This window comes from Yersinia enterocolitica (assembly GCA_002082245.2).
GTDB classification, from domain to species: Bacteria; Pseudomonadota; Gammaproteobacteria; order Enterobacterales; family Enterobacteriaceae; genus Yersinia; species Yersinia enterocolitica_E.
Genome location: NBTC02000002.1, coordinates 3,344,778 through 3,358,431 on the forward strand (window position 1 = coordinate 3,344,778; position 13,654 = coordinate 3,358,431).

Below are 13,654 nucleotides of genomic sequence, written 5' to 3' on the forward strand. Positions count from 1 at the left end.
GCTTGCGCTGGCCCGCAGAGTGAGCCTCATTAGAGGCCCATAATCCCGATGAGCTTACATAAGTAAGTGATTCGGATGATTAAACGTAGCCAACACACCTGCAGCTTGAAGTATGACAGGTATAAAATTAAACTTTAAAGCCGCTAATCACACTCTCCAACTGTAAAGTTTGATCCTGCATCGCCTGAGCCGCAGCAGCAACTTGTTGCACTAGCGCCGCATTTTGCTGTGTTGAATTATCCAACTGATTGATTGCCAGATTAACCTGTTCGATACCCAAACTTTGTTCCTGACTGGATGACATGATTTCATTCATTAATGCCGCCACATTGGACACCCCGCTCATTAAATCATCCATAGTGGTTCCCGCGTCAGCCACCAAGCCAGTACCAATGGCAATATCAGCCACCGAGTCCTCGATCAGTTTTTTAATCTCACGAGCAGATGTCGCTGAACGCTGCGCCAGATTACGCACTTCTGATGCCACCACCGCAAAACCACGGCCTTGTTCACCCGCTCTTGCTGCTTCTACCGCCGCATTAAGTGCCAATATATTGGTTTGGAAGGCGATACTGTCAATCACACTAATGATATCGACTATTTTCTTCGATGAATGATTGATTGAACCCATGGTATCCACCACCTGTTTCACCACCTTGCCACCTTTCACCGCAACAGTAGAAGCATCTCTCGCCAATTGGTTGGCGTGACTGGCGTTATCCGCATTTTGTTTCACCGTGCTGGTAAGTTCATCCATTGAGGCTGCGGTTTGTTCAATTGAACTGGCCTGATCTTCAGTACGGGCGGATAAGTCCAGATTACCGCTAGCTATCTGGCGCGATGCTGAGGCAATAGCTAGGCTACTTTCACCGACTTGCCGCATCATTTGCTGTAAATAGTCGATAAAATTGTTGAAACTTTGGTTAATTGCATTGAATTCTGGGCTATTGCTTTCCGGTAAGCGCTGCGTCAAATCAGCCCCTCCCGCCGATAATGCAGTGATATTCTCTTTCAAAGCCGCTAAGCGTTTCATAAAGACGCGGATAGAAAACACCAGGAACAAGAGCAATAACAGCATAATTGGAATCTGTACTAACCCCAGATGCAACAGGATGGCGTGGCTCTGTTTCACCAATAAACTGGTTGGTAAGTCAGTAACCAAATACCACGGGCTATTGGCGATCGGGCGAATAAACAGGGTGTGAGAGGTACCGTCGACATCAAATTCACTCTCCAGTGCTTTTTGATCTTTTAACTGCGGCAATAACCGCTGGGTTTCAGCCGCCATCGGCGAGTTGGCCGCAAAGTCAGACAGATTTTTTAATTCGGCTTTGCCATCCGCCAGAGCACTGCTGCCGACAATCTTGCCATCAGCTTCGACAATCAGAATAGTGCCATTCACTTTCTGTTCCATTTCTTTAACCAAACGGTTAAAGAAACCTAAAGTAACGTCAATGGTTGAAACACCGTAGGCCTCGTCACCTTTATAAATTGCCATCGCGCAGTTGGTTCTTGGCTGTGGGCTGGCATCATCCTGGTAGGCCTTAGCCCACGCGCAGAAGCCTTTAGGCGCATTTAAGCCATCTTTGTACCATGGTTGCTCAAAATAATTTTGTGATTCTGGTGAATTCCAATGGGTGTTGACCGTTAACTTATTTTCTCCATTACGGGCAAAGAAAGTGCTGAACTTAGTCACCCCTTGCTCACGTTTATTAGGTAATGGCCAAATGCCACCACCAAACACATTACTGTCGCCGTACTGATCCACCAGCCCCGGTAATAGTTGATCAATGGTATTGCTGTCCATAATGGCAACAGCCTGTGTAATGCTGCGGGCTTGCGCTTCCACTTTGTTCATTTGCGCCGTGATTGCCGTCGCAATTTGGTCAACGCTATTACCGACAATGGTACTTTCAGATTGTTTGAGTTGTGGTGTCACAAAAAGCTGAATAACCACCACGGTGATTATCAGTAATAAAATAAAAAACGCACTGACGAGTAAGGTAAAGCGGGCTTGAGTGGTTTTTAGCATTATCGTGTCGCTCAATTAAGAGAGCTGGATAGCTCCAGATCTATTAACGGCATTTTGCGCACAGACTTGATGACTGATAAAAACGATTTTTCCGTTCCTCTCCTGCGGTCACAGTTTCAGCGTAATAATTCCCCCCTAACACCAATTTAAGTGATGTTTAAATGTCGTCATACGCGAGATAGTCATTGTTTTGTCGCATAAGTTTGGCCTACTCTGGTAACAAATAACCAATAGATTTCAAAATGCAGGTGAGAGGCCAACACACCTGCAATGAGAAAGATGACGGGTATAAAGCCTCATCCATTTACTGAACGGGAGTATGTCATGCCACAGCAATCCCTTAAAATTGTTACCCTACTGGGTAGCCTGCGTAATGGTTCTTACAATGCGATGGTAGCCCGCGCACTGCCTAAATTAGCGCCTTCAGGCGTCACCATTGAAGCACTGCCTTCTATTCGTGATATTCCGCTTTATGATGCTGATGTTCAGCAGGAAGACGGCTTCCCGGCTACAGTTCAAGCTATTGCTGAGCAGATTCGTCAAGCTGATGGGGTTATCATCGTCACACCGGAATATAACTATTCGGTGCCAGGTGGATTGAAGAATGCGATCGACTGGTTGTCTCGCTTGCCAAACCAACCACTGGCAGGCAAGCCAGTTGCTATTCAAACCAGCTCAATGGGGCCGGTGGGTGGAGCACGTTGCCAGTATCACTTACGTCAGATCCTGGTTTTCCTTGATGCGATGGTGATGAATAAGCCTGAATTTATGGGTGGCGTGATTCAAAGCAAAGTGGATGAGCATGCCAAGGCGTTGATTGATCAAGGAACGCTGGATTTCCTTACCAGCCAACTAGCAGCCTTTGCGACCTATATTGATCGTGTCCGCGTGAAGTAACCCATGATTCAAAACCCCCACTGGCCGCTGGTGATTGGGGGTTACTCTCTTGACCCACACATGTTGGATGCTGCTAAATGGCCGTTAAAATCACTGTCTGGCTTATCCTGACCCTGATATCCACTCTCTGGCTGGGTTGGTATGGTTTAAATGAGCAGCAAGCTGAGCGTGAGGCCGAATTTCGTATTACCCACCGTGAATTGAGCCAGCAATTAGCCCAGCAACAGGCTATTTTGTTTCTGACTCTTGAACCAAACCAACTGTCGCAACTACAGCGCCATTTCCCGCAATTAGTCGCAATTAGCCAAACTAAAGCCGACAAATCAAAAGCAGGCCAGTTAACGCTGCAAGTTCACGGCGGTGATTATCAGCTATCGAACTCATACAATGGCAGTGGCTTGCAGATTAATGGGTTAAAACTGTTACAGGTAGTGGGTTTACCAGAAAATTTCGACAGCGTGACATTGCGCTATCAGCAACATCTGCTAGCTGTGCTGGGCAAGCCAAATCCAGACAGCTTTTGGCAATGGCAAAAACCATTGGGAGAGGGCGCTCAATCCTTTGCGTTAACTGGCTATGCAACTCCTCTTTGGCGTGACCTGCCTTGGTTAACTGCCCTCCTGCTTTCACTCATATGGGGAGCTACCCTCTATGGTTGGCACCGTTGGCAGCAGTTGGCGCAATACCGCAATCGCGCCGAACAACGGGCTAAATTTGCTGATCAAGCCAGACTCAATGCCATGGGGGAAATTGCCACAGGTATCGCCCATGAGTTGAACCAGCCGCTCACTGCCACCCTGACGTATAACCAAACCGCTCTGCGGTTATTACCCGCACAGGACGACAAAATTACCCCACTGCTACGGGCGTCAGTTGAGCAAATCAAACGGATTTCGGCGCTACTGGAGCGGCTACGCACATTACTCAGCCGTGGGCAGGTGAATTTACAACCGGTGGTGGTAGCGGATATCTGGTTACGCGTGAATGCTTTATTAAGTAATGAGATAGCCGCCAGCAAAGTAACGGTTGTGAATAGTATTCCAGCGAATTTACCACCACTCTCGGCCGATCCTTTATGGCTGGAGCAAATTCTGCATAATTTACTCAGTAATGCTATCCATGCCGTACAACATACTGCGACCCCGTTAATTTATTTCACTGCCCGCCTGCAACCACAGCAATGGCTAATTCAGATAGAAGATAATGGGCCGGGGCTAAGCCATCAGCAGTTAGACCACCTGTTCACACCTTTTTATACCACTCGCGAGAGTGGCCTGGGATTAGGGCTAACCCTGTGTGAGACATTGGTACAGCGAATGGGAGGTGACATAAAAGCCGCAAACAGTGAATATGGCGGGGCTTGTTTTACCCTAACCTTTCCCCTGATTGGCGAGAATACGCATGACAAAACACATTTATCTGATTGATGACGATGACGGTGTTCGCGCCGCGCTAACCGCATTACTCGCCACCCTGGGCTGGGAAGTAAAAGCATTCAGTGACGGCCAGCATTTCCTCGATACATTGGCAATAACCCAGCCAAGTTGCGTACTCCTGGATATCAGAATGCCGGGTAAGAGTGGGATGGCAGTATTAGAAGCCATTCAATGCCGTGATAGCACTCTTCCGGTCATCATAATGACTGGGCACGGTAATATTGAATTGTGCCGCCGGGCATTTAAAGGTGGAGCGCTGGAGTTTTTGACCAAACCTATCGACGCCGATGTGCTGATCGAGGCGGTCGGCATGGCACTGGAGCAACATGAGCAAGCGCTGGCAGTGAAAAAGCAGCAAGTGAGCTATCAACAGTTACTTAGCCAGCTCTCACCCCGCGAGCGGGAAGTCGCCGCGCTGATTATCCAAGGGGAAACCAGCAAGCAAATCGCCCATATGTTGTCACTTTCACCGCGAACCGTTGAAGCGCACCGCGCGAATATATTCTCCAAGCTGGAGGTCAACTCGCTGGCATCACTTATTCATAATTACTCCTATATCCTACCAATAATATACTCAAAGTAATTGGTGTTGCAGGTAGGCAGCAAGTGAACAACAAATTGGTTGTAAACCATTTTGAACAGCGCCTGCGTGGCCCGTAGGGTGAGCCTCTGATGAGGCTCATAATCCCGATGAGCTTACGCAGTCAAGTGATGTGGATGCGTGAGCGCAGATAACAACCCTGCGGCGCCAAGTCCGAAGGGAATAGGTAGAAGTACGGAGTAAAACGGGTAGTTAGCCGAATGTTTTTTCACCACTTATCGCCGTAACATAGCGGCACAGTGATGAAATCACTTCGCTAACAATAAGGATTTTATATGATCAAGCCTATTGCCCTGACCTCCGCCTTATTCATTGGCCTGATAGCTCAAGCCTCTGCTGCGGGTCTGAACACTGAACGTAATATCTCTCAGGCGCTGGCCACCGATTTGGCCAGCCGCACCCTCGCTGTTTGCCAGGCGGATGGTTACAACGTGGCGGTAACTGTGGTTGACCGTGCTGGGATCATCAAAACTGTATTACGTGCTGATAATGCCGGTCCGCACACCGTTAAAGCCAGCGAGCAAAAAGCCTTTACGGCACTATCGACTAAAACCCCAAGCGGGCAAGTGATGGAAAACAGCCAAAAGACACCTGCGGCCAACAACCTGAAAGACATTCCAGGGTTCTTGCTGTTAGGGGGTGGAGTGCCAGTGAAAGCAGGGGATGAGGTGGTCGGTGCAGTGGGTGTTGCCGGTGCACCGGGCGGGCATTTGGACGCACAATGTGCGACAAAGGCACTGGAGCAAATCAGCGCTCAGTTAAAAGCATAAGATTATAACGACAACGCCCCCACCCTCGGTGTCGAAAGGGGGGCGTTTTTATGATCGGCTATCAGTGATCAACAAAGGCAATTTTCAGCACAAACAGTAGCGCAACAACCACTACGCATGGGCTGATTTCACGCCAACGGCCAGTGCCCAGCTTCATCAGGCAATAAGAGATAAAGCCCAGCGCGATCCCTTCAGTGATAGAGAAACTAAACGGCATCATCACCGCGGTAACAAACGCAGGAACGGCTTCAGTCAAATCATCCCACTTCACCCGTGACAGGCTAGATGTCATCAGCACGCCAACATAAATCAACGCACCGGCAGCGGCATAAGCAGGCACCATACCGGCCAGGGGTGACACAAACATCACCAGCAGGAACAAGATACCAACCACAACGGCCGTTAAACCAGTACGACCCCCGACAGACACCCCTGAGGAGCTTTCAATATACGCGGTCACCGATGAGGTACCGATAAAAGCACCGGCTACCGAGCTGATGCTATCTACGTACAGCGCTTGCTTCATGCGCGGGAACTTGCCTTTGTGGTCGGTTAAGCCCGCTTTATCCGTGACGCCGATTAATGTGCCGGATGAATCGAACAGGTTAACCAGCATGAAGGAGAAAATGATCCCCGCCATACTTATATTCAGCGCTCCGGCTAAATCCACCTGCCCGACCACCGAAGTCACACTTGGCGGCATGGAGAAAATGCCAGAGTAATGCACATCACCCAGCGCCCAGCCAATCAGCGTGGTGACCACAATCGACACCAGCACCGCAGCGTGGATATTGCGAGAGGCCAGAACCGCAATAATAAAGAAGCCCAGCGCACCTAACAGCACACTGTGAGAAGTCAAATTACCTACCGCGACTAAGGTATCCGGGTTTGCCACCACGATACCGGCATTTTTCAGCCCCATCATGGCAATAAACAGGCCAATACCACTGGTAATCCCCACCCGTAGGCTCAGTGGGATGTTAGCAATCATCCAATACCGGATGCGGAAAATGGTCAGTAAAAGGAAACCGATTGCGCCCCAGAAAATAGCACCCATGCCGACTTGCCATGAAATACCCATCGCGCCAACCACCACAAAAGCGAAGAAAGCGTTAAGCCCCATCGCCGGAGCCAGTGCTACCGGTAAGTTAGCCAATAAGCCCATAAAGATGCTACCAAAGGCGGCAATCAGGCAGGTTGTCACGAAAACAGCCCGCACATCCATACCCGCAACCCCTAAAATCTGGGGGTTTACGAACACGATATAGACCATAGTCAAAAAGGTAGTGATACCGGCAATCAACTCAGTACGTGCCGTGGTACCGTGCTGTTTCAGTTTAAATACACGTTCGAGCAGCCCCTGCTCAGTATCAAGGTTTGGTTTACTCATTCGAAGAGTTCCACAGAAGGGAGTGATAGTCGGGGGATATCCTATAACAAAAAACTATTGTTTAGAGCGGGATCACACTCTTTTTTGGCTATTTTTTATCTTCACTGTTGCGCAACAACGCCTTCATTATGACTGCATATTATTCAACCCGTTGTATTTTATTAACTTGTTATTAGTTTTTCTGCTAGTAGGGTCAATAAACATCGCATTCTTACTCAGGATGATTAAAGTGAAGTGAACGTAGATCTGCACAATTTAAGGATAAGTAGAGTGAATAACATTGAATGCGTCATGTTCGATTGCGATGGCACCTTGGTTGACAGTGAAGTTCTGTGTTGTCGTGCATACGTCGTGATGTTTGCCCATTACGGTATTCACCTGTCGCTGGAAGAGGTGATTAAGCGTTTTAAAGGGGTAAAACTGAATGAAATAGTCGCGCTGGTGAGTAAAGAAAACGGTCTGGATGAATCAATAGCAACGCTGGAAAAACTCTACCGCGCTGAGGTTGCACGCCTGTTTGATGCCGAATTACAGCCTATTGCTGGGGCAAAAGCACTATTGGAGCAAATCACCCTGCCCGTCTGCGTGGTCTCCAACGGGCCAGTGAGCAAAATGCAGCACTCCCTTGGCCTGACTGGCCTGCTGTCTTTCTTTGATACGCGCCTCTATAGCGGTTACGACATTCAGCGTTGGAAGCCTGATCCCGCGCTGATTTATCACGCGGCAAAAGAGATGCAGGTGGCCGCCGAGCACTGCATTTTGGTGGAGGACTCCGCGGCCGGCACCCACGCTGGGATTGCCGCAGGTATACCGGTATTTTACTACTGCGCCGATCCACACAACCAGCCGATACACCACCCGCTAGTCACCATGTTTGATGATATGCAGCAACTGCCTGACTTGTGGCGCGAAAGAGGCTGGCAGATTACTCATCATTAGTGTGCCGACGGCGCTGGTTTATGACTCCACCAGCGCCATGAACGTTTAATGGCACTTTGTTTCTTAATAGCATGCTGTGGGCTAAAACGGCGGTTAAGGCCATTTGCCAATAAATCCAAAGCCAGGCATAAAACGAAGTAGACCAACGCGACAAACAGAAACACTTCCATTGGATAAACCATGCTGCGGTTATTAACCTGAGTTGCCAGAAAAGTCAGTTCATTCACCCCAACTATATAAGCCAGCGATGTGTCCTTAATCAATGAAATCCATTGATTGATAAATGATGGCACCATCATGCGCAATGCTTGCGGCAAGACCACAAACCATAAAACCTGCCAGCGGTTAAAACCTAGCGACAACCCAGCCTGCCACTGCCCTGCACCAATCGCCACAATCCCCGCTTTTACTGCGTGCGCCAGATAGGCGGAAGCAATCAATGCCAGTGCACACACCACCGTGGTGATTTCGGGGATATCCACACCAAATACAATTGGCAGCAGGAAGTAAGTCCAAAAAATCAGCATTATCACCGGGATGGCGCGGAAAAAGCCCAAAAAAGCCGCCAATACGCCCGCCCAAACACCACGAGACATTGCCAGCAATACCCCCAGCACGGTCCCTAAGATTGCGGAGGCCACTCCAGCCATGATACTGATCAGCAGGGTTAATGCCGCCCCACCCAGAGGGCCATCAGGGAAAGTACCCCACAGTAGATAAGTCCAGTTATCAGCAATAATTGTAAAATCCATCTCAATGCCCCCTGATTGTGGTTCGCTGTTGACGCCACATGCCCCAGGCTTCAATCAACGCGATAATGGCGATATACAATACTGTTGCCACCCCAAAGGCTTGAAATGTCCGCAATGTTTCGGTTTCAACCTGACGAGAAGCATAGGAAAGCTCAGCCACCCCGATAGCCATCGCTAAAGAGGAGTTTTTAATAATATTCATGTACTGGCCCAACAATGGCGGCATGGCAATTTTCAACGCCTGCGGCAACACCACATGGCGCATCGATTGCCAGCCCGTTAACCCCAGCGCATGTGCCGCGTATTTTTGTCCTTTAGCGACACCGCTGATCCCAGAACGTAATTCTTCAGCAATAAACGCCGTGGAATAGAGGGTTAGCCCGATAAACCCGGCTAAAAATTCAAAAGAAGGCCAACTTAACGTGAGTCCGATAAAGGTGATTTCATGGGGCGTATTGAGCCATGGAACCCAGGAAGCAGGCAGAAACTGACTGGCAGCAAAATACCAAAAGAACAGTTGTATCAGCAGCGGCGTATTGCGAAATAGCGTGCTATAGCCAACAGCAAACCACCGCAGCACTTTAAGTTCACTATCTCTGGCGGCAGCGAGCAAAAAGCCTAATAACGTGGCAGCAACCACCGTGCAGGCAGAAATCCACAACGTAAGCAGAAACCCCTGCCACAGCCAGTTAAGATATTGCGGGGCCAACAACCAATCAGTGAGATGATGTAGATTCATAGGTCTTGATACCCATATCGCGCTAAAAGCATCTCAATAGTTATTATTAGCTGTGTTGTAAAATCCATCTTACCTATCCCCCATGGTGTTAATCACTAACGGATTACAATGCAAGCAGCCCCACATCGTGACAATGCAGGGCTTTAATGTTCTCACTTCAAGGACGAAGGATATATTAGGCTTTAGGTTGCTGATCCAATGGCGCAAATTTAAACTCACCGCGCGGCTGGGCTGCATTGGTTGCTGGGCCAAACCAACGATCATAAATCTTCGCCGCTTCGCCATCTTTTTCCAATTTCACCAGTGTTTCGTTAATACTTGCCGTTAAGCGCTCTTCACCCTTAGGAATACCAACCCCTTGGTACTCTTTGGTAATACTGAACGGTGAGATCTCAAAATCAGCTTTTTGTGCCGCCGGTAAGTTACCGAGCAGGCCGACAAGTTTCGCATCATCCTGGGTGATAGCTTGAACGTTACCATTACGCAAAGCAGTAAATGCCAGCGGTGTATCATCGTAAGAAATCACTTTTGCGGTTGGATAATGCTCCCGCAGGGTAATTTCCTGAACCGTACCTTTATCCGCACCAATACGTAATTTGCCGATATCTTCAGGTGTCTTTAGCACACCTTTATGCGCGATAAATTTCTGACCCGTAGCGAAATATGGCAGGCTGAAGTTAACTTCCTTAGCGCGCTCATCAGTAATAGTGAAGTTTGCCGCAATCAGATCAACTTTCTTCGATGTCAGTAATGGAATACGGTTGGCCGGGTTAGTGGCGCGTAGTTCTACTTTTACACCGAGATCTTTCGCGATAGCATTCGCCACGTCCACGTCATATCCCACCAGCTTTTTAGTCTGTGGGTCGATATAACCAAATGGAGGGTTACTATCAAAAACAGCAATCCGCACCACACCCGCTTGCTTGATATCATCCAGTTTATCAGCGTGGGCTGCACCAGACAGCGTCGCCAGACCCGCTAACAGCGTTAATGCCAGTGCGCTTTTTTTTGTGGACAGAGATTGCTTCATTGAAAGCTCCTAAGATGATTGAGATGTTGCGATGTGGATAAGCTATCAATTCGGCGTTAGGTCAGGAAATAATATAAAACGATATATTTATAACTAATTAATCTCAGTCAATTAGTCTGATTATATTGGCAAAGAAAGTGGGATCGGTGGCAAAGGAAAATGAGGAGAATAGGGAGCCTTAGAGTGCATCCCAAAGCCTGTTTCTGAAGTTGTAGGTTGAAAAATGCTGTATATTCAGCAAATAAAAAAATAATCGATGAAAAAACACCCAAAAAAGTGAGCAAGTAACACGATCGTAGCCCTAAAATTTAGCCCAATCGTGTTATTAGCATGTATTAGAAAAAAGTGAACTGACAGAATTATTTGCTACTGGAAATGGCATCAGATCGGGCTTCTTCTGTATTAGCCTTTTCCTGGGGCACTATTACAGCAGGTTTTACTTTACCCTTGCTTTGGCTGTCAGGTTCCTCTGTTATCTCAGACTGACCGATAAAGACGCCACCTTTCTTGATTGAGAAATTACTGCCTTTCACAATGCCGTTTAAACGTCCATTTTCCAGAATTTCCAGATGATCAGAAACACAGATCCCTTCAATCCGTCCATCCACCGTAATGTGTGGTGCGGTTAAATTACCCTCAATCTTGCCACTGCGCATCAGCCTTATGGTGCCATCACTAACGATAATATCGCCGACCACTACACCATAAATTTGAATGTCGCCATCAAGCCTAACATCACCTGTTAATTGCGTACCTGCGGCGATAATGGTATTTGTTTTAGTTGTATCTGGTGACAAATCAGTTAATGGTGAATGGGCTTTATGGGGAATATTCGTCACAGGAAACACCTCATTATTACTGTTAGTTTTCTTTTTAAACATAATTTTTATCAAGATAAAGATAAGGAATAGAGTAGGAGCAAGCAGTAGATAAAAAAATAAATTGTAGACTATATAGCTCACTAAACATGCTATCCATAGCAACCAAAATAGGCTAAGCGTTACATTTTTGTGTGTATACAGACCCATGTTCACTTATCCCGCTCCCGCGTAAAAACATACCAAAATAATCATGTTAAGCTGAAATTTAAATATCACCAAAAACAATTTAGATATAGGAAATACATCTTCCGTCAAAAGGAAAATATATTTCCCACCTATAACAAAATTATCAGGAATATATAAAAACAGAGAAGCACAATGCTATTTTATTATGTCAACAAATTAGGATTTAGAATATAAACAAACATGAAACAATATAGAGTTATCTTATATTGTTCAAAAAAGGAGGGCAAATACAAAAAACAATCCCCAACCTGCCTAATTCGCCAGGATGATTGGGGAAATCGTTATTTTTCAGTCTTACTGGAAAGCAGTTTCTCTAAATCATCGCCACCAAGGTGGCGGAAATCCTGCCCTTTGACGAAATAGAAGATAAACTCACAAATATTCTGACAGCGGTCGCCAATACGCTCAATAGAGCGAGCGCAAAACAGGGCAGTCAGTACACTTGGGATAGTTCGCGGATCTTCCATCATATAAGTCATCAATTGCCGCACGATGCCCTCATATTCCTGATCAACCTTTTTATCTTCGCGATAGATCCGAATAGCCTCGTCCAAATCCATACGTGCGAAAGCATCCAGCACATCATGCAACATTTGCACCGTATGGCGGCCCAAAGACTCCAGACTAACCAACAAAGGCTGATGCTGATGAGAGAATTTTTCCAGCGCGGTACGGCAGATTTTATCTGCTACGTCACCGATGCGCTCCAGCTCAGAGATAGTTTTAATAATCGCCATCACCAAGCGTAAATCACTGGCCGTAGGTTGACGTTTGGCAATGATGCGCACACAGGCTTCATCAATCGCCACTTCCATCATATTGACCTTTCTATCGCCTGCAATCACTTGCTTCGCCAGTTCACCGTCCTGATTATGCATTGCGGTGATCGCGTCAGATAATTGTTGTTCCACCAGTCCACCCATGGTCAATACTTGGGTGCGGATATGTTCAAGTTCTGCATTGAACTGGCCGGAAATATGTTTATTCAGATTCAAGTTATCCATAATACTTCCCGTACGTGTAAGTAGGCGAAATTGATGTATACCCTAAATAATTCGAGTTGCAGGAAGGCGGCAATTGAGCGAATCCCCAGGAGCTTACTCAAGTAAGTGACTGGGGTGAACGAAAGCAGCCAACGCACATGCAGCTTGAAGTATTACGGGGATAGGCCGATCAGCCATAGCGACCAGTAATATAATCTTCCGTCTGTTTCTGCTGTGGCGCAGTAAACAGGGTATCGGTATCACTGAATTCGATTAGCTCGCCCAGATACATAAATGCAGTGTGGTCTGAGCAACGTGCAGCTTGCTGCATGTTATGCGTCACAATAACTACCGTGTAATCGGACTTCAATTCGCTGATCAACTCTTCAATTCTACCGGTGGATATAGGGTCCAACGCTGAGCAAGGCTCATCCAACAGCAATACATCAGGGCGGATAGCAATACCACGGGCAATACACAAACGCTGCTGCTGCCCGCCTGACAAGCTATAACCACTCTGGTGTAATTTATCTTTGGTTTCATTCCATAATGCCGCTTTGGTCAGCGCCCATTGCACCCGTTCATCCATATCAGCACGGGACAAGTTTTCGAACAGTTTCACACCAAAGGCGATGTTATCGTAAATCGACATCGGGAACGGGGTCGGTTTTTGGAAAACCATGCCAACTTTAGCCCGCAACAACGCAATATCTTGTTTGTCAGTCAGGATATTCTGACCGTCCAATAAAATATCGCCTTCAGCACGTTGATCAGGATACAACTGATACATTTTATTGAATGTACGCAGCAGAGTAGATTTACCGCAACCTGATGGCCCGATGAATGCTGTGACCTGGTTCTTAGCAATATCCAGCGAGATATTCTTTAGCGCATGGAATTTGCCATAGTAGAAGTTCAGATCGCGAACCTGGATTTTGCTGTTATTGATGTCAGTAGCCATACTCATCAAGACTTCTCTCTTTTAGCCAATGCTGCCGTAGCCGCATTTTGAAATTTA

At 47.2% G+C, this 13,654-nt stretch carries 13 protein-coding genes; 5 read left to right on the forward strand and 8 right to left on the reverse strand.

What is annotated here, in order from left to right:
- Positions 1-127: 127 nt before the first annotated feature.
- Positions 128-2,032 carry a methyl-accepting chemotaxis protein gene (locus A6J66_016770; GenBank protein PNM25683.1) on the reverse strand — a complete coding sequence of 635 codons (1,905 nt, stop codon included), beginning with the start codon at positions 2,030-2,032 and terminating at the stop codon, positions 128-130.
- A gap of 324 nt (positions 2,033-2,356) precedes the next feature.
- Between A6J66_016770 and A6J66_016775 the strand changes: the two genes are divergently transcribed.
- The 4 genes from A6J66_016775 (at position 2,357) to A6J66_016790 (ending at position 5,736) form a co-directional block, all read left to right on the forward strand.
- Positions 2,357-2,929: an NAD(P)H-dependent oxidoreductase gene (locus A6J66_016775; protein PNM25684.1), complete on the forward strand. Its 573-nt coding sequence runs from the start codon at positions 2,357-2,359 to the stop codon at positions 2,927-2,929.
- A 77-nt stretch (positions 2,930-3,006) separates the two neighbouring features.
- Positions 3,007-4,356, forward strand: a complete 1,350-nt coding sequence (locus A6J66_016780; GenBank protein PNM25685.1) for a GHKL domain-containing protein — start codon at positions 3,007-3,009, stop codon at positions 4,354-4,356.
- Positions 4,331-4,948, forward strand: a complete 618-nt coding sequence (locus A6J66_016785) for a DNA-binding response regulator (GenBank protein ID PNM25686.1) — start codon at positions 4,331-4,333, stop codon at positions 4,946-4,948. Before A6J66_016780 ends, A6J66_016785 begins: the two co-directional genes overlap by 26 nt.
- 293 nt (positions 4,949-5,241) lie before the next feature.
- On the forward strand, positions 5,242-5,736 hold the full coding sequence (locus A6J66_016790; protein ID PNM25687.1) for a heme-binding protein: 495 nt from the start codon (positions 5,242-5,244) through the stop codon (positions 5,734-5,736).
- Between the two features lie 61 nt (positions 5,737-5,797).
- On the opposite strand, the gene A6J66_016795 is transcribed toward A6J66_016790, so the two are convergent.
- Positions 5,798-7,126 (reverse strand): NCS2 family permease, encoded by a 1,329-nt coding sequence (locus A6J66_016795; GenBank protein PNM25688.1) that lies wholly within the window; start codon positions 7,124-7,126, stop codon positions 5,798-5,800.
- A gap of 270 nt (positions 7,127-7,396) precedes the next feature.
- Between A6J66_016795 and A6J66_016800 the strand changes: the two genes are divergently transcribed.
- Positions 7,397-8,065 (forward strand): 6-phosphogluconate phosphatase, encoded by a 669-nt coding sequence (locus A6J66_016800; GenBank protein PNM25689.1) that lies wholly within the window; start codon positions 7,397-7,399, stop codon positions 8,063-8,065.
- Here A6J66_016800 and A6J66_016805 read toward each other — a convergent pair.
- From A6J66_016805 to A6J66_016830, 6 genes are all read right to left on the reverse strand, one after another.
- Positions 8,062-8,817, reverse strand: coding sequence for an amino acid ABC transporter permease (locus tag A6J66_016805; GenBank protein ID PNM25690.1), 756 nt, complete (start codon positions 8,815-8,817; stop codon positions 8,062-8,064). The genes A6J66_016800 and A6J66_016805 overlap by 4 nt on opposite strands.
- Before the next feature lies 1 nt (position 8,818).
- The gene (locus tag A6J66_016810; GenBank protein PNM25691.1) at positions 8,819-9,556 is read right to left on the reverse strand and encodes an amino acid ABC transporter permease; all 738 of its coding nucleotides are present in this window, start codon (positions 9,554-9,556) and stop codon (positions 8,819-8,821) included.
- A gap of 175 nt (positions 9,557-9,731) precedes the next feature.
- Entirely contained in the window at positions 9,732-10,586 is an 855-nt protein-coding gene (locus A6J66_016815; protein PNM25692.1) for an amino acid ABC transporter substrate-binding protein, read from the reverse strand.
- Positions 10,587-10,945: 359 nt separating this feature from the next.
- A complete protein-coding gene (locus A6J66_016820; protein ID PNM25693.1) occupies positions 10,946-11,467 on the reverse strand; it encodes a polymer-forming cytoskeletal family protein in 522 nt (173 codons plus the stop codon).
- 467 nt (positions 11,468-11,934) lie between these two features.
- The gene (phoU, locus tag A6J66_016825; GenBank protein PNM25694.1) at positions 11,935-12,657 is read right to left on the reverse strand and encodes a phosphate transport system regulatory protein PhoU; all 723 of its coding nucleotides are present in this window, start codon (positions 12,655-12,657) and stop codon (positions 11,935-11,937) included.
- A gap of 169 nt (positions 12,658-12,826) precedes the next feature.
- On the reverse strand, positions 12,827-13,603 hold the full coding sequence (locus tag A6J66_016830; GenBank protein ID PNM25695.1) for a phosphate ABC transporter ATP-binding protein PstB: 777 nt from the start codon (positions 13,601-13,603) through the stop codon (positions 12,827-12,829).
- Between the last annotated feature and the right edge of the window lie 51 nt (positions 13,604-13,654).

What these genes read in the sequence shown, in the direction of transcription:
- A6J66_016770 (PNM25683.1), bottom strand. Translation starts at nt 2,032, where the DNA reads ATGCTAAAAACCACTCAAGCCCGCTTTACCTTACTCGTCAGTGCGTTT.
- A6J66_016775 (PNM25684.1), top strand. Translation starts at nt 2,357, where the DNA reads ATGCCACAGCAATCCCTTAAAATTGTTACCCTACTGGGTAGCCTGCGT.
- A6J66_016780 (PNM25685.1), top strand. Translation starts at nt 3,007, where the DNA reads ATGGCCGTTAAAATCACTGTCTGGCTTATCCTGACCCTGATATCCACT.
- A6J66_016785 (PNM25686.1), top strand. Translation starts at nt 4,331, where the DNA reads ATGACAAAACACATTTATCTGATTGATGACGATGACGGTGTTCGCGCC.
- A6J66_016790 (PNM25687.1), top strand. Translation starts at nt 5,242, where the DNA reads ATGATCAAGCCTATTGCCCTGACCTCCGCCTTATTCATTGGCCTGATA.
- A6J66_016795 (PNM25688.1), bottom strand. Translation starts at nt 7,126, where the DNA reads ATGAGTAAACCAAACCTTGATACTGAGCAGGGGCTGCTCGAACGTGTA.
- A6J66_016805 (PNM25690.1), bottom strand. Translation starts at nt 8,817, where the DNA reads ATGGATTTTACAATTATTGCTGATAACTGGACTTATCTACTGTGGGGT.
- A6J66_016810 (PNM25691.1), bottom strand. Translation starts at nt 9,556, where the DNA reads ATGAATCTACATCATCTCACTGATTGGTTGTTGGCCCCGCAATATCTT.
- A6J66_016815 (PNM25692.1), bottom strand. Translation starts at nt 10,586, where the DNA reads ATGAAGCAATCTCTGTCCACAAAAAAAAGCGCACTGGCATTAACGCTG.
- A6J66_016820 (PNM25693.1), bottom strand. Translation starts at nt 11,467, where the DNA reads ATGTTTAAAAAGAAAACTAACAGTAATAATGAGGTGTTTCCTGTGACG.
- phoU (PNM25694.1), bottom strand. Translation starts at nt 12,657, where the DNA reads ATGGATAACTTGAATCTGAATAAACATATTTCCGGCCAGTTCAATGCA.
- A6J66_016830 (PNM25695.1), bottom strand. Translation starts at nt 13,603, where the DNA reads ATGAGTATGGCTACTGACATCAATAACAGCAAAATCCAGGTTCGCGAT.